This is a genomic window from Klebsiella sp. G-Nf4, assembly GCF_002810615.1.
Lineage (GTDB): Bacteria > Pseudomonadota > Gammaproteobacteria > Enterobacterales > Enterobacteriaceae > Klebsiella > Klebsiella variicola.
Window position 1 is genome coordinate 1 of sequence record NZ_PION01000006.1, and the last position, 23,476, is coordinate 23,476.

A 23,476-nucleotide genomic window follows, 5' to 3' on the forward strand; every position below is an offset into this window, starting at 1 on the left:
CGTAGGCCTTCTTCAGGTTAACCTCGTCGCTCCAGTGGTCGAACATCACGTTGAGATCCCAGATAGCCCCCTGCGCGCTTTTGAAGGCCTTGCTGATCTGGAATTCGCCGCCGTTGCTTTCGTTGCCCAGACGGCCGATCGCCGAGGCGCCGTTATAGGAGCCGTCGACGCCGACATATTTCTGGTCGCCGGTCTGGAAGTGGGCGCCATAGCGGGCATAGCCGCTGAACTTGAGGCCGAACGGAATGGCCATATCCGGCGAGGCGGCGGTGGTCTGCGGGTTAGTGATCACGTCGACCTTTTTGTTGGCCGCGGCGTCGATTTTCGCCTGGCGGTCGGCCAGCGCTTTATCAACGGCTTTGGCAACGATAGCGTCGATCTGTTCCTGAGTAAATTCTTGCGCCATTACAGAGGTAAGCGGAAAAAACGCGGCGATAACCGCCATGGTTAATGGAAGCTTTTTTATCATTGTCATGAGTTTCTCAATATAGGTTAATTTTATTCAGACAATAACCAGCCTATTCTGAGCTGACAGAATATGTCGCTATCATCAGAACAAGTTATTTTTTATTTTGTACGGTCACAGAGGTATTACACAATTATCGCTACTTTCCCTCCTTCGCTGGTATTAAACAGGTGGTCTTTCGCCACTGACAAAAAACACAGCACGAACAAATAAACACTATTTTTCGGCTGCAGGCAGACGGCGTAATACATGCCCCCGCAGGGGCATGTCAGAAAAAATTAACCAAAGATATAGGTATTGACGAGATTTTCGAGTAATTCCTGACGCCCGCTCTGAGGCTGCGGATTCAGATTATGCTGCTCAGCGTATCGGGCAATATTATCCAGCGACATCTGCCCGGTCATAATTTTCTGCCCCAGCTCGCCCTGCCAGCCGGCATAGCGTTTTGCCAGACCCTGATCGAGCTTACCATCCTCAATCATGCGCGCGGCCAGCTTAAGGGACAGCGCCATCACGTCCATGGCGCCAATATGGCCATAGAACATGTCGTATTTGTCGGTGCTCTGCCGACGAACTTTGGCGTCAAAGTTCAGGCCGCCGGTGGTGAATCCCCCGGCTTTGAGGATCTCGTACATCACCAGGGTATTTTCTTCCACGCTGTTCGGGAACTGGTCCGTATCCCAGCCGAGCTGCGCATCGCCGCGGTTGGCATCAACGGAGCCAAAGATCCCCAGCGCGATGGCGCTGGCGATTTCATGGTGGAAAGAGTGCCCCGCCAGGGTGGCGTGGTTGGCTTCAATGTTCACCTTGATCTCATTTTCCAGACCAAACTGCTTCAGGAAGCCATACACCGTCGCGACATCGTAATCGTACTGATGCTTGGTGGGTTCCTGCGGTTTCGGTTCAATAAGCAGCGTGCCGCCAAAGCCAATCTTATGCTTGTGCTCCACCACCATCTGCAGGAAGCGGCCAATCTGCTCGCGCTCCTGGCGCAGGTCGGTATTCAGCAGGGACTCGTAACCTTCGCGGCCGCCCCACAGCACATAGTTTTCGCCGCCGAGCTGGTGAGTGGCGTTCATGGCGGTCACCACCTGCGTGGCCGCCCAGGCAAACACCTCCGGATCGGGGTTGGTCGCCGCCCCAGCGCCGTAACGCGGGTGGGTAAAGCAGTTGGCGGTGCCCCACAGTAGTTTCACGCCGGTTTGCTGCTGTTTCTCCGCCAGCACTTCGGTCATCACGGCGAAATTGTGCAGATATTCTTTCAGCGACGCGCCTTCTGGCGAGACGTCGACATCGTGGAAGCAGTAATACGGCACGTTGAGCTTGTAGAAAAATTCAAACGCCACGTCCGCTTTGCGTTTGGCCATTTCCAGCGCATCGCCCGCGGCCTGCCAGGGACGCTCAAACGAGCCGGCGCCAAACATATCCGCGCCATTCCAGCAGAAGTTATGCCAATAACAGGCGGCAAAACGCAGATGCTCTGCCATACGTTTTCCCAGCACGATTTCATCCGGATTATAGTGGCGAAACGCCAGCGGATTATCGGTTTTGGGTCCGGCAAAGCGAACGCGATCAACCTGGTCGAAATAGGTTTGCATGATGAACTCCGAAATTGAGAAACAGGAAAATTAACAACTGTGACACATCGTGTATTCTCATCGTCGGTTGCTCAATTACGTTATTTCACTCAGCGATTGAGAAAATGCTCAAATGTGAGCCATCTCGCAAATAAAACTATTTTAAATATCTCGCTTCGCGCGCGTATAGAGTACACTTCCTGGGGAATTCAGGTGTCCATGCCAAATTAAAATGCCGGTTTTGTCACAATGCCTGCCTGCCAAAAAATTAGCGGCGGATAGCGGTTCAACGCAGGCGATACAGGCCTTTGCTTCGAGGATCACAGAAGTAAAAAAACATAATTACGTAATTTAAAAACGTAATAGATTCTTCCAGGTCAACTGTGTCAGAAAGTGTTTCACCTACACAAAACAAACCGGAGTCTGCTTAGAATGAGTAAAAACATAATGCACAGTCGGCATGAGGAATATCATAAATTAACCCGTGGAGAACGAATTGGTTATGGCATGGGCGACTTTGCACAAAACCTGGTTTTCGGCACAATTGGGGGTTTTCTGGCTTTGCATATGCTGACGGTAAATACCATCAGCACGGCAACGGCAGGCTTTATTTTTCTTTTTGTCCGTATCATTAATGTGTTTTGGGATCCGATGGTCGGAACCTATGTGGATAAACGAACCTCGAAAGCGGGGAAATATCGCCCCTGGCTGTTACGAGCCGGCGTTCCGCTGGTGATCCTGTCGGCATTATTGTTCGCGCCAATCCCTGGGGTTAAAGGTTCGGTGGCTTTCGCCTTTATTATTTATCTGGCGCTGGACCTGGTTTATTCCTTAGTCAATATTCCCTATGGCTCGCTGAATGCGTCGCTGACCCGCGACCCGGAATCGATCGATAAACTGACCAGTACCCGCATGATGTTGGCCAACAGCGCCAACCTGCTGGTCTATACCCTGTTCCCGATGTTTGTGCAGATGGCGGCGCCGAAAGATCGCAGCCTGAAAGACACCGGCTTTTTCGGCCTTGAGCTGAATCTGGGCAACTATACCGATCCGTCGGCGAACTACGCCTGGTTTGGCGTGTACGCTATCTATATGATCATTGGCGCGGTGGCCCTGTTTATTTGTTATAAATTCACCAAAGAACGCGTTGTCGCGACCGCCGAGCAGACCGCCAACGTCAAAACCACCGACCTTTTCCACGAGCTCAGACATAACCGCCCGCTGGTTATTCTCGGCATGTTCTTTATGCTGGCCTTTACCTTCATGTTCTTCATGAACACCGTTAACGGCTTCTTCAACCAGTTCGTCGTCGGCCATTCCGAATGGATGGGCGCCGTGGGTCTCGTTGCGTCTATTCCCGGCATCGCCTTCCCGGTGTTCTGGCCGAGACTGAAAAAAATCTTTGGTAAAAAAGGCTTCTTCCATCTGTTCCTCGCCATGTTCATCGTCGGCGAACTGCTGACCTACGTCTGGTCCCGCGAAGGGATGCACGACGCCCTGTGGCTGGCCTACATCGCCACCTTTATTAAACAGTGGGGCTTAACTTCCGCCACCGGCTTTATGTGGGCGCTGGTACCGGAAGTCATCGCGTACGGCGAATTAAAATCTGGCAAACGCAATGCCGCCATTATCAATGCCATTATGGGACTCTTCTTCAAGATCGGCTTCACCATTGGCGGCGCTATCCCGCTGTGGCTGCTGGCGGTGTATGGATTTAATGAAAGCGGCGCCATGCAGAGCGCCAGCGCCATCGACGGGATCATTATGACCGCCGTGTGGATCCCGATCGCGCTGGCCGCTATTTCGATGGTGATTATCCAGGCTTATCCGATCTCCGATAAACATGTTACCGACATTAACCGTCAGCTGGATGAGATCCGCGTGTAGTTAAAAAAATTATAAATCAGACCGATCCGTAACTTTCCATTTTAAAAGGTGTAATGAAATGTCACTTATTCAAAACCCGATATTACGCGGCTTTAATGCCGACCCCAGTATTATTCGCGTCGAGGATACGTACTATATTGCTAACTCGACGTTTGAGTGGTTCCCGGGCGTGCGTTTACATGAGTCGAAAGACCTGAAAAACTGGAACCTGCTGCCTTCACCGCTCTCCACCACCACCCTGCTGGACATGAAGGGCAACCCCTCCTCCGGCGGCATTTGGGCGCCGGCGCTCTCCTGGGCCGATGGGCAATTCTGGTTGGTGTATACCGATGTGAAGGTCACCGAAGGCGCCTTTAAAGACATGACCAACTACCTGACCACCGCGAAGGATATTCGGGGCCCGTGGAGCGACCCGATCAAGCTGAACGGCGTCGGGTTTGACGCCTCGCTGTTCCATGACGACGATGGCCGGAAATATATCGTCCAGCAAACCTGGGATCACCGGGAGTACCATCATCCCTTCGATGGCATTACCTTAACGGAGCTGGATACCAACACGCTGAAGTTAATGCCGGAAACCGCGCGTACCATCTACCGCGGCACCGCCGTGGCGCTGGTCGAGGGGCCGCACCTCTATAAACTGAACGGCCACTACTATCTGTTTGCCGCCCAGGGCGGCACCGTGTTTACCCACCAGGAGGTGGTGGCGCGGTCGAAAACCCTCGAGGCCGACAGCTTCGAAACCGAACCGGGCGACGTGTTCTTAACCAACGTCGATACCCCGGACAGCTACATCCAGAAACAGGGCCATGGCGCGCTGGTCTCCACTCCGGAAGGCGAATGGTATTACGCTTCGCTCTGCGCCCGGCCGTGGAATCGCCCGGGGGAATCCATCTACGACCCGCGCGGCTGGTCAACCCTCGGTCGGGAAACCGCGATCCAGAAAGTGTACTGGGACGACGAGGGCTGGCCGCGTATTGAAGGCGGTCACGGCGGGAAAACCTTCGTCGAAGGGCCGAAAGACGCCATCTTCACCGAAAGCGCCAGCGATAATAGCCAGCAGGATGACTTTACCTCGCCAGCGCTCGACCCGAACTGGAATACCCTGCGGGTGCCGTTTACGGCCAAAATGGGCACCACCGGCAACGGCAAATTAACCTTAATCGGCCAGGGTTCGTTAGCCAATACGCATGACCTGTCGCTGATTGCCCGCCGCTGGCAGGCCTTCTATTTTGACGCCGCGGTGAAGGTGAAATTCGAGCCCTTCAGCTACCAGCAGATGGCCGGGTTAACGAATTACTATAACGACCGCCACTGGAGCTTCGTCTTCCTGACCTGGAATGAAATTAACGGCAAGGTCATCGAAGTTGGCGAAAATAACCGCGGGAAATACACGTCGTACCTGAAAGATAACGCCATCAAGGTGCCGGACGGCGTGGAATACGTCTGGTTCCGGACTAAGGTCCGTAAGCAGACCTACAGCTATGAATACAGCTTCGATGGCGTGTCGTTCACCGAGATCCCGGTCCAGCTGGATGCCGCGGTACTGTCCGATGACTATGTGTTGCAGAGCTACGGCGGGTTCTTTACCGGGGCGTTCGTTGGTCTGGCGGCGGTAGACTACGCCGGGTACGGTACCCAGGCTGAGTTTTATCAGTTCGAGTATCAGGAACTGGGCGATGCGTTAGCGGCCGATGGCAGTTACAGCTGGGAGGCTGGCGAGACGCGGGATAAGTAAGAGAAAGCAGGCCCACGCTACCGGTGAGGTAGCGTAGGGTTTGTGGTGTGCGGGAACGCAACGGTTATGCGCTTCCGATTTTTTCAGGCTTGCGTAGCAGGAGGCGAACGCGGTCTCCACTCCCACAGCAAGATCCGTCGTAATACTTAAAAAGCGATCCACCTGGAATCGCCGCATCTGGTGGGTTGATCGGCAAGGATTTTGCGAGCATCATCGCATTTATTTAGCTGCCAATGTAACGCTATGCCCTCCAGCACGACCCTGCAACACGCGATCGAGAACATCACCATCTGGCGCAAAGGCGAACAGCGTGCGCCGCATAAGCCACTGTTGCTGCTGTATGTCCTCTCTCAGTACCAGCGCGGCCATGCGCGGATGTTCGATTACGCCTCGGAGATACGCGATGAGCTGCATAGCCTGCTGGAACGCTTTGGCCCGCAGCGCCGCCAGTACCGGCCGGACATGCCCTTCTGGCGCCTGAAAGGCGACGGCTTCTGGGAGCTGCACAACAGCGAACAGTGCTCAACCCAAGGCAGCCGACAGCCGCCCGGCAAAGAGCTGGAGCTCTGCCACGTCGCCGGCGGCTTTGATGAGCCGCATTTTGCGCTACTCAACAGAAATAAGAAGCTGATCAATACCCTCGCCCATCAGATCCTCGAGGCGCACTTCCCGGAGAGTATTCAGGAAGACCTGGCTGAAGAGATGGGGTTTGATCTGCTGCAGATCCGCAAAGAGCGCGACCCGCATTTTCGCCAGCAGGTGCTGCGCGCCTATAACTATGAGTGCGCGATCTGCGGCTTCAATATGCGCCATGATAATACCTCCGTCGCCCTGGAAGCGGCTCATATCAAATGGAAGCAGCACGGCGGCCCCTGCGAAATCCCTAACGGCCTGGCGCTCTGCGCGATTCACCATAAGGCCTTTGATAAAGGATCCATTGGTCTGGATGAAGATATGCGCATCCAGGTTTCGCCGGCGGTGAACGGCGGGGGCATCGTTGGCAGGCTGTTCTGGGATTTTGATGGTAAGCCGATTACCTTACCGCAGGTGAAAGAATGCTATCCGCAGGAGGGGTTTGTGGCGTCAGTCCGGAGACCTTCGAACAGGCCTCGTCGTGAGGACAGAAACTGTCTACCGGGGTGGGGTCAGTCCAGGGCGTTACGAACCATGGAATAACGCCCCGGCTATGTTAACGTGCCCGCTGTTTTATCGGCTCAAAAAACATATCCCATAGATGCTCCGCCATCCCTTCGTTAGTGAGCAAGGTATCCCTTGAGTAGCCAGCACTATAGACTCCCATTGATGGGCGGAAACCGAGGATCTGACCGTTGTTGTCAATAGTTAAGATTTCATTGTAGGCATTTCCAATTACGCCATCCTGGTTATAACCGATATCGCCCATACCCATATTGCGCCCGCTATTACGCCAGATTGCGCATTGACCGACTTTGCTCCCGCCCATGTAGACCGCACAAGTGAAGGCGTCTGCATCACGCTGGTGAAAATCGACCTCTAACCCAGCATGGCGTTTTTTGAGTTCAGTCAGCGATCCTTCAAAGTAACGGGCGACATATTCAAAACCATCACGGCAGGCACGATCCTTATCAAGGTCGGTAAAACGCTTTGGCAGCGAAAGATTGCTGGAGCGTGGTGTAAAAACGTTATCCGTTGCCTGAAGCATTGGGTTTACTGACGCAGTAGAAGAAACATAAGCACTCTGCTGTGGTTTCTTCGCTTCCATATTAGCAATGGCGCGGGAGACTGCATTGACGACCTGAACGTAGCCTTCATCATGGCTGGCAAACTTGGTTATGGGTTTACCATCAACGGTCGCCGCCATAATGCTGCCGAACGGTAGCTGATGCCAGGCACATTCTCTTAAGATCACCGGAATGACCACCGCCTCGCCCCGTTTATGCCGCTCCAGAGCGTTGGTCATTTCTACCTGATAGCAATAATCAGAAGCGATGAAATCACTGCTAATTAACAACAGGATGATATCTGCCTGCGAAAAGTAGTGGTCTATTTGGTTCTCGAACTCTTGCCCTGGAACGATGCGGCGATCGTGCCATGTGCTGATCTTTCCCATGCGCTTCAGGGGGGAAAGATGCTTCTCAAGCTCATTGCGTAGGGCTTCATCTGCATGGGAGTATGAAAAAACGAGAGTGGTCATAGCGCGTAAGATGCTCCAGAAGGAAATGAAAAATACCGTTATTTTGCGCCTATAAGTGTAAAAGAGTCATCCCCCCTTGCCACAAGGTATTGATGCGGAAATCAGTCCTTCATCTTGGTATCGCTCTGACGTCAGGGTATGATCATTGGCAATTTCCCCGATTTTACACAACCTGGACATCCAACCAGGCATAAATGATTTTTTGAGGTTTTGATGGACAACGCTGAACAGCAATTTCTGAACGATCTGGATACTAAATTCTGGAAAGCCGCAGACAAGCTACGCGCCAATATGGACGCGGCCAACTACAAGCATGTGGTTCTGGGGCTTATCTTTCTGAAGTATGTTTCAGATGCCTTTGACACTCGTCAGAAGGAACTGAGAGGGCTGTTTGAAGACAAGTCCAACCCGGACAACATTTACGCGCTTTCTCGTGATGATTACGACACGGAAGAGGCTTACCAGCAGGCGATCGAAGAAGAACTGGAAGTTCAGGACTATTACACCGAGAAAAACGTTTTCTGGGTGCCAAAGCTAGCTCGCTGGGAAACGCTCAAAACCAACGCTGCTCTGCCTGTAGGGACGGTTCTGGGGAAAGACGATAGCGGCAAAGATATCGTCATGACGTCAGTATCGAAGCTGATTGATATCGCTCTGGATACTATCGAAAACAGCAACCCGAAACTGAAAAACATCCTTAACCGTATCGGGCACTATCAGCTTGGCAATGACCTGTTAATCAGCCTGATTAACGTCTTCTCCGATACCAGTTTCAGCGAACCTAAATACAATGGCGTGAAGCTCAATTTGAAGAGCAAAGATATTCTCGGTCACGTTTACGAATACTTCCTTGGTCAGTTTGCGCTGGCGGAAGGCAAACAGGGCGGCCAGTATTACACGCCGAAAAGCATCGTTACGCTGATTGTTGAAATGCTCCAGCCCTACAATGGCCGTGTTTATGATCCAGCGATGGGTTCCGGTGGCTTCTTCGTTTCCAGCGATCGCTTTATCGAAGCACACGCAGATGAAAAGCATTACAACGCCGCCGAGCAAAAGCGCAATATCTCCGTTTACGGGCAGGAATCCAACCCGACTACCTGGCGTCTGGCTGCGATGAATATGGTGATTCGCGGTATCGATTTTAACTTCGGTAAACAGAACGCCGATACGTTCCTGAACGATCAGCATCCGGATTTACGTGCCGATTTTGTTATGGCGAATCCGCCATTCAACATGAAGGAGTGGTGGAGCAAAACACTGGAAGAGGATGTTCGCTGGAAATATGGCACCCCGCCGCAAGGTAACGCCAACTTTGCCTGGATGCAGCATATGCTCCACCATCTGGCCCCGAAAGGTTCAATGGCGCTGCTGCTGGCGAACGGTTCGATGAGTTCCAATACCAACAGTGAAGGTGAAATTCGTCGGGCGATTATTGAGGCGGATCTGGTGGAATGTATGGTAGCGCTGCCGGGTCAACTATTTACCAATACGCAAATCCCGGCCTGTATCTGGCTGCTGACTAAAGACAAATCTGGTGGTAACGGCAAAGCGCACCGTAAAGGTGAAGTGTTGTTTATCGACGCTCGCCAGATTGGTTTTATGAAAGACCGAGCACTGCGTGATTTTTCTACAGATGATACTAAAAAAATTGCAGATACTTTCCACGCATGGCAGATGGATAAAGATTATAAAGATGAAGCCGGTTTCTGCTTTGCCGCTACGTTGGAGGATATCAAGAAGCACGATTTTATCTTAACTCCAGGGCGCTATGTTGGATCGGTTGAAAAGGATGAAGGTGATGAACCATTTTCCGAGAAGATGACGCGATTGACGGCTCAGCTCAAAGTGCAACTGGCGGAAAGTGCAGAGCTAGAAAAGCAGATCAAGACGAATCTTGAGGGGTTGGGATATGAATTTTAGTACGGAACGTCTTGAGGAACTGTGTGAACTAATAGTTGATTGCCCCCACTCAACACCTACCTGGACTGACTCAGGTTTTGTTGTATTACGAAACCAAAATATTCGCGATGGCGTACTTGATTTGTCATCGCCAAGTTTTACTGATGAGGAAGGGTTCAAAAGCAGAATTAAACGTGCCACACCTAAAGAGAATGATATAGTATTTACTCGGGAAGCACCGATGGGGGAAGTTTGCTTAATACCTGAAGGATTAACATGCTGTTTAGGGCAGAGACAGGTATTATTAAGGGCCAGGGAAAATATAAATCCTCATTTTTTATTCTGGGCTTTACAGTCACCTTATGTTCAGCATCAAATATTTTGGAATGAGGGAACAGGTACAACTGTTAGTAATGTAAGAATTCCATTCATCAAGGATCTAAAAATACCTCGTCTTGTTGGCATGGAGGACACTATCGCGTTCACTCTTAATTCATTAGCACAAAAATTATCAAACAATAATAAAATTAATCGAACTCTCGAACAAATGGCGCAAGCCCTGTTCAAAAGCTGGTTTGTTGATTTTGAACCAGTTAAAGCCAAAATTGCGGTACTGGAAGCGGGCGGTTCACAGGAAGATGCAACACTTGCTGCCATGACAGCAATTTCTGGAAAGGATGCTGATTCTTTGACCGTATTTGAGCAAGAGCATCCTGAAAAATATGCTGAACTCAAGGCTACGGCAGAGTTGTTCCCGTCGACTATGCAGGAAAGTGAATTAGGGGACATTCCGGCTGGATGGAGTTCGCAACGAATGTCAAATATAGCAACTCTTCACTACGGAAAAGCATTAAAAAAAACAGAACGCATTGATGGGCCATATCCTGTCTATGGATCGGGTGGGATTACCGGCTCTCACAACGGCTACCTTGTTGAAGGGCCTAGTATTATAGTTGGCAGAAAAGGCTCAATTGGTACAATTTATTGGGAAGATGGGAAATTCCATCCAATTGATACTGTCTATTACGTAGCCACCAAAGAAGAAATTCCATTAAGTTATTTATATTATTTAATGAAAACATTGAATCTGCCCAGCATGAACACTGACGCTGCTGTTCCTGGGTTAAATAGAGATAATGTTTATCGTCTTGAAGTATTGAAACCAACTCAATCTATCTTGAATAAATTCGACAATCACATAGCAACCATCAGAAACGGGATTCAAAAAAATAATAATACAATAGTATCATTAGTAGGTTTACGCGGCACCCTACTCCCCAAACTTCTCTCCGGTGAAATCACCTTGCCGGAGGCTGAGGAAATAACAAAGGAAGCTGACTATGTTTAAGGTTGATCAGCCCAGCAATAGCTTGCAACCCCTTCAGGAAACCACCTTCACCAACGCGGGTTTCACCGAACGTTACCACTTACAGGAATGGCTGGCGAAGCATCCGCAAGCATTAACCCGCAACAGCGATGATGAACTACTTATCATCCAGAAAGAGTTTGCTGGGTTTGATGATACCAAAGAGCGGCTTGATCTACTGGCGATCGACAAGGACGGTAATCTGGTGATCATCGAGAATAAGCTCGATGATTCCGGGCGTGATGTCGTCTGGCAGGCGCTGAAATATGCGGGTTACTGTGCGAACCTGCGCAAAGAACATATTGTTGAGATCTTTCAGCGTTACCTTGATCAGAACGAACCAGAAGAAACGCGTCCTGCGGCTGACGTGCTGGCTGAATTTCTTGAGCACGATAGCCTGGAAGAGGTGCAAATTAACCAGAATCGTTCACAACGCATTATGATGGTCGCAGCAAATTTCCGCAAAGAAGCAACCAATACCGCACTCTGGTTAATGCAGTTCAATATTCGCGTACAGTGCTTTAAGGTCACACCTTACCGTTATGGTAACGATGTGTTTATTGATATCAAGCAGGTTATCCCAACGCCGGAAGCGGAATCTTACATGATCGGTATGGCGCAGAAAGAGGCTGAGGAGCAGTCCACGACTGGAGAATCCAAAGCTCGCCACCATTTACGTAAGGCGTTCTGGACCCAAGCTCTGGAGAAATTCCGCGTTAGCTCATGTTCACTGTACAATAATATCAGCCCGTCAACCGACCACTGGTTAAGCGCAGGTTCTGGCATCAGTGGCGTTTCGTACAATCTTATCTTCAGCAAAAAAGAAATTAGGGTTGAGCTTTGGATTGCCAAACCGTCAGCGCAAACCAATACATTCGCGTTTGACTGGCTTCATGAACGCAAATCCGCTATCGAAAATCGCTTTGGGCATGAAATTGTTTGGCAGGCCTTACCGGATAAGAAATCCTGTCGTATTACTTACAGAAAACCCATCAATGGCATCGCAGATCAGGAAAAGTGGCCGGAGATGGTTGACTGGTTGGTGGAACATATGACGGCATTTGAAAAAGCCTTTTCAACATGTCTACCGGAACTTAATCTATTGATTAAGCGAACCTTTAACGGGCATGATGAAGCTGAAATTATCACTGAAGAAGCCGAACACGTTTAACACAGGACGTTACCGATGCTGACCGAAGACGACTTAGAACAGCTTTGCCTGGGGTGGTTTGCCGAACAAGGTTGGGAAATTCATCACGGGCCGGATATTGCCCCCGATGGCAGTAACCCGCAACGCGCCAATTATCATGATGTTTTCCTGACGCCCGTGTTGACCTCCTGCCTGCAAAAAATCAACCCGCACCTGTCCACTGACGTCTTCGAACAGGTCATCTCCCGTATTACTCGCGCTGAAAGCCCGGATCTGATTGCCAGTAACAAAGCCTTTCATCACTGGTTGCTGGAAGGGGTTCCGGTACAGTACCGTCGCGACGAAGAACTTATCCACGACCACGCCCTGCTCGTAGATTTTAACCAGCCGCAAAACAACCGTTTTATGGTGGTCAATCAAATGACCATCAGCGGAACGAAACAACCCCGTCGCCCGGATATCATCTGCTTTATTAATGGACTGCCGCTGGCGGTTGTGGAACTGAAAAGCCCCATCGACGACAAAGTAGATATCTGGGATGCGTACCACCAGTTACAGACCTATAAAGATGAAATTCGCGATCTGTTTATCAGCAATGAAGCGCTGATTGTCAGCGATGGTTATCTGGCGCGAGTGGGTTCTCTGACGGCCACGGAAGAACGTTTTATGCCGTGGAAGACCATCAGCAATGAAAATGATAAGCCGTTGCTGGAATGGCAACTGGAAACTATGGTACGGGGGTTCTTTAACCGGGAACAACTGCTCGACTATATCCGTTACTTCGTTTTGTTCGAGAACAACGATGAAAGGCTGATAAAAAAAATAGCCGGTTATCACCAGTTCCACGCAGTGCGCGAGGCCGTGCAGGCGACAATTGTCGCTGCTACCGGTAAGCAACTGGCCCTGCACAGCAACATTCAGCCTGGCAGTAAGAAAGCAGGTGTGGTCTGGCATACACAGGGCTCCGGTAAAAGCATCTCCATGTGTTGTTATGTCGGCAAACTGCTACAACAGCCGGAGATGGGCAACCCAACGATTGTGGTCGTCACCGATCGTAACGCTCTGGACGGTCAGCTTTACGGCACATTCTGTCAGGCGCAGGATCTGCTCAAGCAAATGCCGGTACAGGCAGATGACCGCGAAGCACTGCGTGAACTGCTTGCGACGCGTGATGCTGGTGGCATTATCTTTACCACTGTGCAGAAGTTCTCCCCAGAGGAAGGAGAAAACGCCCATCCGGTTCTCAATGGGCGCAGCAATATCGTTGTTATTTCCGATGAAGCGCACCGCAGCCAGTACGGCATGAAAGCCAATCTGGACCGGGAAACGGGTATCTATAAATACGGTTACGCTAAACATATGCGCGACGCGCTGCCCAACGCCTCGTTTCTGGGATTCACCGGAACACCGGTTTCGGCAGAGGATCGCGATACCCGCGCTGTATTTGGTGATTACGTCTCAATTTACGATATTCAGGATGCGGTGGACGATGGAGCGACGGTGCCTATTCACTACGAATCCCGGCTGGCGAAACTCGATCTCAACCATGAAGAACTGGCGGCGCTCTCCGATCAAGTTGATGAGCTGATTGAAGATGATGAGCTGGACTTGCGTGAAAAAACCAAAGGTGAATGGAGCCGTCTGGAGAAACTGGTTGGTGCAAAACCACGGCTTCAACAGGTTGCCGCCGATCTGATTTCCCACTTTGAGAAGCGCAATACCGTAATGGACGGCAAGGCGATGATTGTCGCGATGAGCCGAGAAATCTGCGCCCATCTTTACGATGAAATTATCGCGCTACGCCCGGAGTGGCACAATGACGATCCTGAAAAAGGGCAAATCAAAATCGTGATGACCGGTACAGCGTCCGATAAGGCAATGCTGCAACCGCATATCTACAACAAGCGAACTAAAAAACGGCTGGAGTCCCGCTTCAAGAATGTGAACGATTCGCTGAAGCTGGTGATTGTGCGCGATATGTGGCTGACCGGCTTCGACGCTCCCTGCTGTCACACTATGTATATCGACAAGCCAATGCGCGGCCATAACCTGATGCAGGCCATTGCCCGCGTCAACCGGGTATTCAAAGATAAACCCGGCGGGCTGGTGGTTGATTACATCGGAATCGCCAATGAACTGAAACTGGCACTGAAAACCTATACCGATGCAAACGGTAAAGGCGATGCAACCATTAATGCCGAAGAAGCGCTGGCAATCATGCTGGAAAAGCTGGACATCATCCACGGTATGTTTGCCAAAACAGCAACGTCAGTGGGTTTGGACTACACCGGCTTTGAAGCTCACGCACAAAAGCTGCTGGTGCCCGTTGCAAACTACGTGCTCGGCCTTGAAGACGGTAAGAAGCGTTTTCTTGATAACGTATTGGCAATTACTAAAGCCTGGTCGCTTTGCTGTACGCTGGATGCGGCACAGCCTTATAAACTAGAGATTGCTTTCTTGTCTGCGGTGAAGGCCGCTATCAGCAAATTTACCAGTGTGGACAAAAAAATAAGCCAGGCCGAGAAGAACTCCGCGCTGAAACAGATTCTGGATAATGCCGTAATTGCTAATGGCGTGGATGATATTTTTACGCTGGCCGGGCTGGATAAGCCCAATATTGGCTTACTTTCTGATGAGTTTTTGCAGGAAGTCCACGATATGCCATATCGCAACCTGGCGGTAGAGTTGCTGGAAAAGCTGATTAATGATGGTATCCAGTCCCGCACTAAAAATAACGTAGTGCAGGAGAAGAAGTATTCTGAACGTCTTCAGGCGGTGTTGATTAAATACAACAACCGGGCTATTGAGACGGCGCAGGTGATTGAAGAGCTGATCCAGATGGCGAAGGATTTTCAGTCCGCAATGGCGCGTGATGATGCGCTTGGCCTGAATCCTGACGAGATCGCCTTCTACGACGCACTTGCAGAAAATGAAAGCGCCGTCCGGGAGTTAGGAGATGAAGTACTTAAGAAACTGGCGATAGAAGTGACGCTGAAGCTGCGCCAATCCACAACCGTGGATTGGCAGGTGCGTGAAAGTGTACGTGCAAGGTTGCGTATCCTGGTTCGCCAAACTCTGCGTCGGTATAAGTATCCGCCCGATAAAACACCGGGAACAGTAGAGCTGATTCTCAAGCAAGCTGAAGTGATGTCAAACTACTGGACAATCCGGCATTCATGATTTAGATTAATTAATAATTATTTATCAGCTCTCACAATTTAACAAAAAATTAGGATTGAGGATGTCTATAGCAGCAGCTAAAATTCCACCAGAAGCATTTAGTGATTTGATGGAATTGCTCGAAGGCTCTTCTTGGTTAAAGTATTATTATAATCCACTTGTTGAATTATGGAATTTTTGTGATCTGCGTGACCAACAGCAATTATTAAAAGAATTGTTTCTTCGTTTTTCTTTCATCGATAGCTTTCAACTTGATGAAATAGGAAAAAAAATCGCCAACCACATCTGTCAAGATTTAGACCTTAAGCCCATTAATACAAAAATTGCTGCAATTGCAGACAATAATAAGCCAGATGGTTCAGTTGCAGGTATACAATTTTTGAAAAATAAATTTTCAGTTCATAAGAATTGGAAAGAAAAAAATTTTATATCTTCAATTACGTCTGCTGCTTACGATGCAAAAAATAATGATAACATAATCTTATTTGATGATTTCATTGGTTCAGGCAAGACAATAAATGATAAATTAGTATACTTTCGGAAAACTTTAAAAGAAAGAGAAATAACAATTAACTCTTTAAGTGTAGTCAGTTTTGCCGCTATGAACTTTGGTTTAATAAAGATTAAAGAAGATTCAGGCCTAGATGTTTTCACTGCTATAGAGCTGAAAAAAGGCATAACAGAATTCAACACACTAGAAGAATCTGAAAAAAAAATAAAATTAATGACGGACCTTGAGCACAAGCTTAAGCCAACTATGAAAGGATTAAGAATCCGAGATCATCATCTAGGCTATGGACGTTCTGAAGCTCTATTCCAAATTAGTGGGTATAATTGTCCAAATAATTTATTCCCGATTTTTTGGTGGCCATTAGATAAAGATTCAATCCAAAGAAACACATTATTCAATCGGGCGAGATAACGATGCTTAGAGAAGATGATGATTTTAAATTTACGATCCTTTCAGAAATCATAAGATTTTTAGCAGATAGAAAATACCACGAGCTTTTTGAATTAAATGGAACATTTCGACTTTCTCCTTTAGATATAATCGTTCATGTAAATTATTTAACACAAGAGAATATTATTTTAAGGAATGAATCAAAAATAATATTAAATAGCAACTTATCAACCTTGCAAATTAAAAAAATTAGAAGATGGTTTTTGTTTAGAAGCTTCGACATTAATAACATAGACAACTACTTTCATTCAAAAATATCGAATAAAGATGAGTTATATATACCTAAATTAAATTTGCTAGATAAAAAATTGCTTGCAAAATAATTAATCTTCTCTAATATAAGGAGTTGGCTGCATACGCTAGATTATGAAGGTGAATTCGCCTTTTATGCTTAGGCTACCTTTAACCTGTTAATGGTTAAAGGCCACTACAACGTTCTTCGAACGTTGTAGTGAACATTAATCATTAACATGATTAATGTTGAGCAGAAACAAAACCGTTAGTAGCGTATGCAGTCTTTCAAACGATGACTGAAATAATTAAGAGCTCATGGGATCACCTTGTCGGTACAAAATCTCCCGATGGAAGGCAAAAAGAAATATTCAAAAAATACATACAGGACTTAGAAAAAAATGGTCTTCCTGTTATATTTGAATTTGAACATTTTGCTTATTTATTAGGTATGACGACTTCAACTCTTGCACAAACAATAATCAACCCTGAAAAATCATATCGCAGTTTTCATATTAAGAAAAAACGTGGAGGAAGCAGATTAATTAACGCTCCCTATCCTTTGATTTCTTATATTCAAAAATGGATAAACACTAATATTTTAAGTAAAATAAAAAATCATGAGTCTTCTTTTGCATACAAAAAAAACAGTAATGCTTATCTACACGCACTGCAGCATATTGACACTAATGAAACATTAAAAGTTGACATTGTGGATTTTTTTGGTTCAATTAAAAAGATAGATATTGTGAGATTGTTCCGGGAGCTGGGATATGCCGACAATGTAAGTTTATATCTTGCATCGGCTTGCACCTATGCAAACTCATTACCACAAGGTGCGGTTACAAGCCCTAATCTGAGCAATATTATTTTTTATAGTTTAGATAACAGATTTTACCACCTAGCTATAAAACTAAATCTTACCTATAGCCGCTATGCTGATGATCTCTTTTTTTCTGGAGAGAAAATACCATCTAATCTATACAAAAGCATCAAATCAATATTACAATCATCCGGTTTTTCAATAAACAAGGAAAAAACAAGACATATTACAAACGGAAAGCAAAAAATAATAACTGGTTTAGCCGTGAAAGAAAACTCGGTAAGAATCCCCAAAAGCTACCGCAGAAAATTCTGTCAAGAAGCGTACATCTTCATTAAAAATGAAAAATCCAATAGTTCAATGGCAAATATAAACTTCGATCCTATATTGATAGACAGACTAATTGGAAAGGCCAACTATATATTAAAAGTAGAGAAAAACAACGAGCGAATAATGAAGTTACTAAAGCAATTAAATGAAATAAAATCAAACACATTTTAAAATAAAAAGCCCAAAGAAATCTCACTGGGCTCTTTTTAGAGCTATTTAACATTCACCCAAAATTACAATCAATTATTAAACTTATAATTTTTATGGTGAAATGGTTATTTACCATAATCATAAGGGCTAACACCTTTCACTCGATTCGCATCCAGAAAATTAGCCCACCACTGCAACATCAGCTTGCGTTCATCCAGATGTTCCGCTTTATGGATATATGCTGCGCGTACCGAGTTACGTTCCATATGGCTCATCTGGCGCTCCACCGCATCCTTCGACCATAGCCCTGACTCAATTAACGAACTACAAGCCATTGTGCGGAAGCCGTGGCCGCAAACCTCAACTTTAGTGTCATAGCCCATCACCCGTAGCGCACTGTTTACCGTGTTCTCACTCATGGGCTTACGCGGATCGTGATCTCCAATAAAAATGAGTTCATGTTCACCGCAGAACTGTTTTATCTGCTTCAGAATCGCCAGCGCCTGCTTTGAAAGCGGCACCAGATGAGGTGTACGCATCTTTGATCCTCGCTTAGAATGTTTCACGCCGGGAATAGGCTCTCGCTCAGGCGGGATACTCCACATTGACGTTTCAAAATCGATCTCGGACCAGCGAGCAAAACGCAGCTCACTGGAGCGAATAAAGATAAGCAGAGTGAGCTCAGTTGCCCAGCGGGTTAGCGTGTAAGCATCCCGGTATAGCCGTCTATTTTCTCAAGTAACTCAGGGATACGCTTTAATTCCAGCGCCGGGCGATGTTGTCGATTGCCAGAGGCGACGGCTCCAGCCATCTCCTGCGCTGGGTTGTAATCAATCAGCCCGCTTTGCACTGCATAACGCATGATGGCCGTGGTACGCTGCTGGAGACGAGAAGCCACCTCAAGACGTCCAGACAGTTCCACCACTTTAATGGGTGCCAGTAAGTCACGAGTGCCCAATTCAGCAATATTGCGAGTACCAATTGCCGGGAAGATATTGTCCTCCAGGCTCTTTTTTACGCGATTAGCATGATCTTCCGACCATTTTTGGTTAGTCGCAAGCCACTCTCTGGCAACCTTCTCGAAAGTAATAATCTCTTTCGCCTGCTCTTCTTTCACAGCACGTTTATGCTCACGAGGATCGATACCACCAGCTACCAACCTTCTGGCCTCTTCCCTTTTCTTCCTGGCATCCGCCAGTGAAATTTCAGGATAGACACCGAACGCCATCAAATGCTGTTTACCGCCAAAACGGAAACGAAATCGCCAATACTTTGAGCCGTTAGGTTTTACAAGTAAGGACATGCCGTCGCCGTCAACAAGTGAATACTCTTTCTCCTCAGGTTTCGCAGAACGAACTTTAGTATCCGTTAGGGCCATAATGGTCCTCCTTCCATTGGTATATCGTGAGTATACAAGCAATATCGAATCGACAAATATACTCATTAGTATACTCACAAGCTTGTTGATGTGGGTTGAGTTAGGTTGACTTCAGTTGAGGGAAAAAGCGGGTAAAGCCTTGTGTGGCGCGGATTTCTGACATAAAAAAAGACGTCCGTTGACGTCTATTGATGTTCCGATGGTGCCGAAGGCCGGACTCGAACCGGCACGTATTTCTACGGTTGATTTTGAATCAACTGCGTCTACCGATTTCGCCACTTCGGCACTGAAGGGGATGCGGAAACGTTCTGGATTATACCTGTCGGCGGCGGTCATGCAAGCGACAGCGTGTCGTCATCGCGCTAAGTGTTGAAAAAAACAGCGCTATCCTGCGCGGCGTCACCTTTTACCGCCGTTCCATAGCGCGACGGCCACCAGCGCCCCTCCTCTCACAACCCCCACAACCCCAGCTCCACCTGCCAGCCACTCCCCTTTCCCCCTTTATCCCCCAAACCCCACTCAAAATCATCTCAAATTGTTCTCACATCACTCTCACCCGCATACCTCAACACAACCCAACGCTCCCCACTCATCCCCAATATCCACTCCTCAAATATTCCCCCCAACCCCACCCACCATCATTCCCATATATTCCAGAAAGTTTTAGCCAATGCTTTTTTGTTATTCACCCACTCCGCAGCCAAATATTAATTTCATCAATATTTTTATAACTTTACATTAATGAAAAGTTTTCTTTTTGCCGTTTATTCCAGGATTTTCCTCAGGCGTGAAGGGTTCCGGTAAACACTATTTTTACTAGCCGCTGTACGAGTCTTGATGGACATATTCACTCGATGAATTAACTCAGGAGAATACTTGTGACGACGTTAAAACCTTTGCTGGCCCGCAACCGCAGCTGGGCGCTGCAGAAATGTCAGCATGATCCGGACTATTTCGAAAAATGGATCGACGGGCAGCGGCCCCACTCGCTGTGGATCGGCTGCTCCGACAGCCGCGTGCCCGCCGAGGTGCTCACCGGCAGCCAGCCCGGCGAGCTCTTTGTCCACCGCAATATCGCCAACATGCTCGACCCCGCCGACGATAACGTCATGAGCGTCCTGCAGTATGCCCTCCACTACCTTGAGGTGGAGCGGGTGGTGCTCTGCGGCCACTACGGCTGCGGCGGCGTGCAGGCGGCGCTCTCCCTGCCCACCCTGCCGCTGGCGCAGGAATCCTCGGCGCTGGCTCGCCGCATCGGCCAGCTGCGCCGCACCCTGCATCACGAAATTGCGCAGATCGCCGATGACTGTTGTGTTGCGGCCTCCCCCGGCGCCAGCGCCAGCACCGACGCGGAGCGCTCTCGCCGTGCCCTTGATGCCCTGGTGGAAGCCAACGTTCGCGCCCAGTTCGCCCGTCTGCTGGAGAGTGAACCGGTGCAGACGGTGCTCGCCAGCGGGCGACCGCTCAGCCTGCACGGCTGCGTCTACGATCTGGCTTCCGGCCATTTAACCACCCTCGTCGAACACCTCTCACCGCAGGAGCACGCCCCATGAACACGCTTCGTCAGGACTCTCTCGCCGGCATCGTCGTCTTCCTTGTCGCCCTGCCGCTGTGCCTCGGCATCGCCCAGGCCAGCGGCTTACCGCCCTTCGTCGGCCTGCTGACCGGCATCATCGGCGGCCTGGTCGTCACCGCCCTCAGCCCCTCCCGCTTCGCCGTCAGCGGCCCCGCCGCCGGACTGGTCACCATCGTCGTCGCCGCTATTGAATCCCTGGGTTCCTTCTCCGTCTTCCTGATGGCGCTGGTGCTGGCCGGCGTGCTGCAGCTGCTGTTCGGCATCCTGCGCGCCGGGCGCTTTATCTCGCTGGTTCCCGCCAGCGTCATCAAAGGCATGTTGGCGGCGATCGGCATCCTGCTGATTATGCAGCAGATCCCCGTCGCGCTCGGCACGGCGGAAGAGACCGGGCTTGCCGATGTGCTGCAGGGCAATGCCGCTTTCTCCGTCACTGCGATTGCCGTCGCCGCGGGCGGCCTGCTGGTGCTCTGGCTGTGGGGCTCGCCGCTTATCCGCCGGGTGAAGAGCCTGCGCTGGATCCCCGGGCCGCTGATCGCCGTCCTGTTCGGCTGCGTGACCACTCTGCTGCTGACCCATTTTGCGCCGCAGCAGCTGGCCGCTCTGCCGCGTATTACCCTGCCGGCGTTCGGCAGCCTCGGCGATCTGCTGGGCGAGCTGGAGTCTCCCGCATGGAGCGCGTGGCGCAATCCGTCGGTGTGGGTGGTGGCGGTGACCCTGGCGCTGGTCGCCAGCCTCGAAACCCTGCTCAGCCAGGAGGCGCTGAAAAAGCTGCGCCCGCAAAATCCGCCGCCTTCGCCGAACCGCGAAATGGTCGCCCAGGGCGTCGGCAACCTGCTCTCCGGTGTGCTGGGGGCGATGCCGATCACCGCGGTGATCGTCCGCAGCTCGGTGAACGTCAGCAATGGCGCGCAGAGCAAACTGTCGATCTTTATCCACGGCGTGCTGCTGCTGATCTGCGGACTGTGGTTTAGCGGCCTGCTGACCTTAATCCCACTCGCCAGCCTCGCCGCCGTGCTGCTGTATACCGGCTATAAGCTGGCGACGCCGCGGCTGTTCATCGAGCAGTTCCGCCAGGGGGCGGCGCAGTACGTCCCGTTCCTCGCCACCATCGGCGGGATTATCGCCTTCGGCATGCTGGCGGGGATCGGGATTGGTCTTGCCACCCAGATGGCGTTCAGCCTCTGGCGAAGCCATCGCCACTCGCTGCAGCTGGCGCGCTACGATGACCACTACGTGCTGCGCATCCAGCAAAATCTGACCTTTATGCACAATCCGCATCTGCTGGCCCTGCTGGCGAAAATTCCGGAAAAGAGCGTGGTAATTGTTGAGCACGACAGCGTCGGCTATCTCGACCCGGACGTGCAGGCGGTGCTGGATGATTTTGCCGAGAACGCCCCGCAGCGCGGCATCCGCCTTAATCAGTGGCCGCTGGCCAGCCGCTGACCTTAACGGGTGGCTGGTCCGCCCGCTTATCCACCCCTCCGATTGCCAAGCGCCGTGGAATGCCATGCTCTACACTTTCTGGGTTATTACGCCAACCCCAAGGAAATGAACATGAGCATCATTAAAAGCTACGCCGCCAAAGAAGCGGGCGCCGATCTGTCGCTGTGGGAATACGATGCCGGCGAGCTGCAGCCGGAAGATGTCGAAGTTGAGGTGGAATACTGCGGGATCTGCCATTCGGACCTGTCGATGATCGACAACGAATGGGGGATGTCGAGCTACCCGCTGGTGGCCGGTCACGAGGTGATTGGCCGGGTGGCGGCGCTGGGCAGCGCGGCGCAGGATAAAGGGCTGAAGATTGGCCAGAAGGTCGGCATCGGCTGGACGGCGCGCAGCTGCGGCCATTGCGACGCCTGCATCAGCGGCAATCAGATCAACTGTCTGGAAGGCTCGGTACCGACCATTCTTAACCGCGGCGGCTTCGCCAATAAGCTGCGCGCTGACTGGCAGTGGGTGATCCCCCTGCCGGAGAGCATCGATCTGGCGTCCGCCGGCCCGATGCTGTGCGGCGGCATCACCGTCTTTAAACCACTGCTGACCCACCACGTCACCGCCACCAGCCGCGTCGGGGTGATCGGCATCGGCGGCCTCGGCCATATCGCCATTAAGCTGCTGCGGGCGATGGGCGCGGAAGTAACCGCCTTCAGCTCCAACCCGGCCAAAGAGCAGGAAGTGCTGGCGATGGGTGCCGATCGCGTGGTCAACAGCCGCGATCCGGAAGCCTTAAAAGCGCTGGCCGGTCAGTTTGACCTGATCATCAACACCGTGGCGGTGGATCTCGACTGGCAGCCGTACTTCGAAGCCCTGGCTTACGGCGGCAACTTCCATACCGTCGGCGCGGTGATGAAGCCGTTCCCGGTGCCGGCCTTTACCCTTATCGGCGGCGACCGCAGCATCTCCGGCTCGGCGACCGGTAACCCGTCCGAACTGCGCACGCTGATGAAGTTTGCCGGGCGCAGCAAAGTGGCCCCGACCACCGAGCTGTTCCCGATGTCGCAGATTAACGAAGCGCTGAAGCACGTTCGCGAAGGAAAAGCCCGCTATCGTGCGGTGCTGAAAGCCGACTTCTGATCGTTCTCTCCCGCCGG

The 23,476-nt window shown here is 50.2% G+C and carries 15 protein-coding genes, 1 tRNA gene and 2 pseudogenes; 13 read left to right on the forward strand and 5 right to left on the reverse strand.

The window, feature by feature from the left end; all coding sequences use genetic code 11:
* Positions 1–475, reverse strand: a 475-nt coding sequence (locus CWM57_RS13455; protein WP_165784202.1) for a carbohydrate porin, incomplete at its 3' end; no start/stop codon positions are given.
* Positions 476–744: 269 nt separating this feature from the next.
* A complete protein-coding gene (gene xylA / locus CWM57_RS13460) occupies positions 745–2,064 on the reverse strand; it encodes a xylose isomerase (RefSeq protein ID WP_061155930.1) in 1,320 nt (439 codons plus the stop codon).
* A gap of 426 nt (positions 2,065–2,490) precedes the next feature.
* Between xylA and CWM57_RS13465 the strand changes: the two genes are divergently transcribed.
* From CWM57_RS13465 to CWM57_RS13475, 3 genes and pseudogenes are all read left to right on the forward strand, one after another.
* On the forward strand, positions 2,491–3,930 hold the full coding sequence (locus CWM57_RS13465) for an MFS transporter (RefSeq protein WP_165784210.1): 1,440 nt from the start codon (positions 2,491–2,493) through the stop codon (positions 3,928–3,930).
* 58 nt (positions 3,931–3,988) lie between these two features.
* Complete coding sequence (locus CWM57_RS13470; RefSeq protein WP_100676165.1) at positions 3,989–5,668, forward strand: glycoside hydrolase family 43 protein; 1,680 nt, start codon at positions 3,989–3,991, stop codon at positions 5,666–5,668.
* A gap of 243 nt (positions 5,669–5,911) precedes the next feature.
* Positions 5,912–6,763 (forward strand): annotated as a pseudogene (locus CWM57_RS13475) (phosphorothioated DNA-binding restriction endonuclease); the annotation flags it as partial.
* Positions 6,764–6,857: 94 nt separating this feature from the next.
* Here the strand turns inward: CWM57_RS13475 and CWM57_RS13480 are convergent.
* The gene (locus CWM57_RS13480; RefSeq protein WP_100676164.1) at positions 6,858–7,841 is read right to left on the reverse strand and encodes a toll/interleukin-1 receptor domain-containing protein; all 984 of its coding nucleotides are present in this window, start codon (positions 7,839–7,841) and stop codon (positions 6,858–6,860) included.
* A 213-nt stretch (positions 7,842–8,054) separates the two neighbouring features.
* Here CWM57_RS13480 and CWM57_RS13485 point away from each other — a divergent pair, with 213 nt between their 5' ends.
* From CWM57_RS13485 to CWM57_RS13515, 7 genes are all read left to right on the forward strand, one after another.
* The gene (locus tag CWM57_RS13485) at positions 8,055–9,761 is read left to right on the forward strand and encodes a type I restriction-modification system subunit M (protein ID WP_100676163.1); all 1,707 of its coding nucleotides are present in this window, start codon (positions 8,055–8,057) and stop codon (positions 9,759–9,761) included.
* On the forward strand, positions 9,751–11,088 hold the full coding sequence (locus tag CWM57_RS13490; protein ID WP_100676162.1) for a restriction endonuclease subunit S: 1,338 nt from the start codon (positions 9,751–9,753) through the stop codon (positions 11,086–11,088). The genes CWM57_RS13485 and CWM57_RS13490 overlap by 11 nt, the downstream gene beginning before the upstream one ends.
* Entirely contained in the window at positions 11,081–12,277 is a 1,197-nt protein-coding gene (locus tag CWM57_RS13495; protein ID WP_100676161.1) for a DUF4268 domain-containing protein, read from the forward strand. The genes CWM57_RS13490 and CWM57_RS13495 overlap by 8 nt, the downstream gene beginning before the upstream one ends.
* Before the next feature lie 15 nt (positions 12,278–12,292).
* Complete coding sequence (locus CWM57_RS13500; RefSeq protein ID WP_100676160.1) at positions 12,293–15,436, forward strand: type I restriction endonuclease subunit R; 3,144 nt, start codon at positions 12,293–12,295, stop codon at positions 15,434–15,436.
* Between the two features lie 61 nt (positions 15,437–15,497).
* On the forward strand, positions 15,498–16,358 hold the full coding sequence (locus CWM57_RS13505; protein WP_133122279.1) for a hypothetical protein: 861 nt from the start codon (positions 15,498–15,500) through the stop codon (positions 16,356–16,358).
* 2 nt (positions 16,359–16,360) lie between these two features.
* Complete coding sequence (locus CWM57_RS13510) at positions 16,361–16,720, forward strand: hypothetical protein (RefSeq protein ID WP_100676158.1); 360 nt, start codon at positions 16,361–16,363, stop codon at positions 16,718–16,720.
* A gap of 203 nt (positions 16,721–16,923) precedes the next feature.
* Positions 16,924–17,952, forward strand: a complete 1,029-nt coding sequence (locus CWM57_RS13515; protein ID WP_100676157.1) for a reverse transcriptase domain-containing protein — start codon at positions 16,924–16,926, stop codon at positions 17,950–17,952.
* A 104-nt stretch (positions 17,953–18,056) separates the two neighbouring features.
* Here the strand turns inward: CWM57_RS13515 and CWM57_RS28210 are convergent.
* Positions 18,057–19,309: pseudogene (locus CWM57_RS28210) on the reverse strand (tyrosine-type recombinase/integrase).
* Positions 19,310–19,509: 200 nt separating this feature from the next.
* Positions 19,510–19,594, reverse strand: a tRNA-Leu gene (locus CWM57_RS13530).
* Positions 19,595–20,187: 593 nt separating this feature from the next.
* On the opposite strand from CWM57_RS13530, the gene CWM57_RS13540 reads away from it, so the two are divergent.
* The 3 genes from CWM57_RS13540 to ahr all read left to right on the forward strand — a co-directional run bounded on the left by CWM57_RS13540 (position 20,188) and on the right by ahr (position 23,459).
* A complete protein-coding gene (locus tag CWM57_RS13540) occupies positions 20,188–20,862 on the forward strand; it encodes a carbonic anhydrase (protein WP_100676155.1) in 675 nt (224 codons plus the stop codon).
* On the forward strand, positions 20,859–22,328 hold the full coding sequence (locus CWM57_RS13545) for a SulP family inorganic anion transporter (protein ID WP_100676154.1): 1,470 nt from the start codon (positions 20,859–20,861) through the stop codon (positions 22,326–22,328). Before CWM57_RS13540 ends, CWM57_RS13545 begins: the two co-directional genes overlap by 4 nt.
* 111 nt (positions 22,329–22,439) lie before the next feature.
* Positions 22,440–23,459 carry an NADPH-dependent aldehyde reductase Ahr gene (ahr, locus tag CWM57_RS13550; protein ID WP_004178400.1) on the forward strand — a complete coding sequence of 340 codons (1,020 nt, stop codon included), beginning with the start codon at positions 22,440–22,442 and terminating at the stop codon, positions 23,457–23,459.
* Positions 23,460–23,476: the final 17 nt, after the last annotated feature.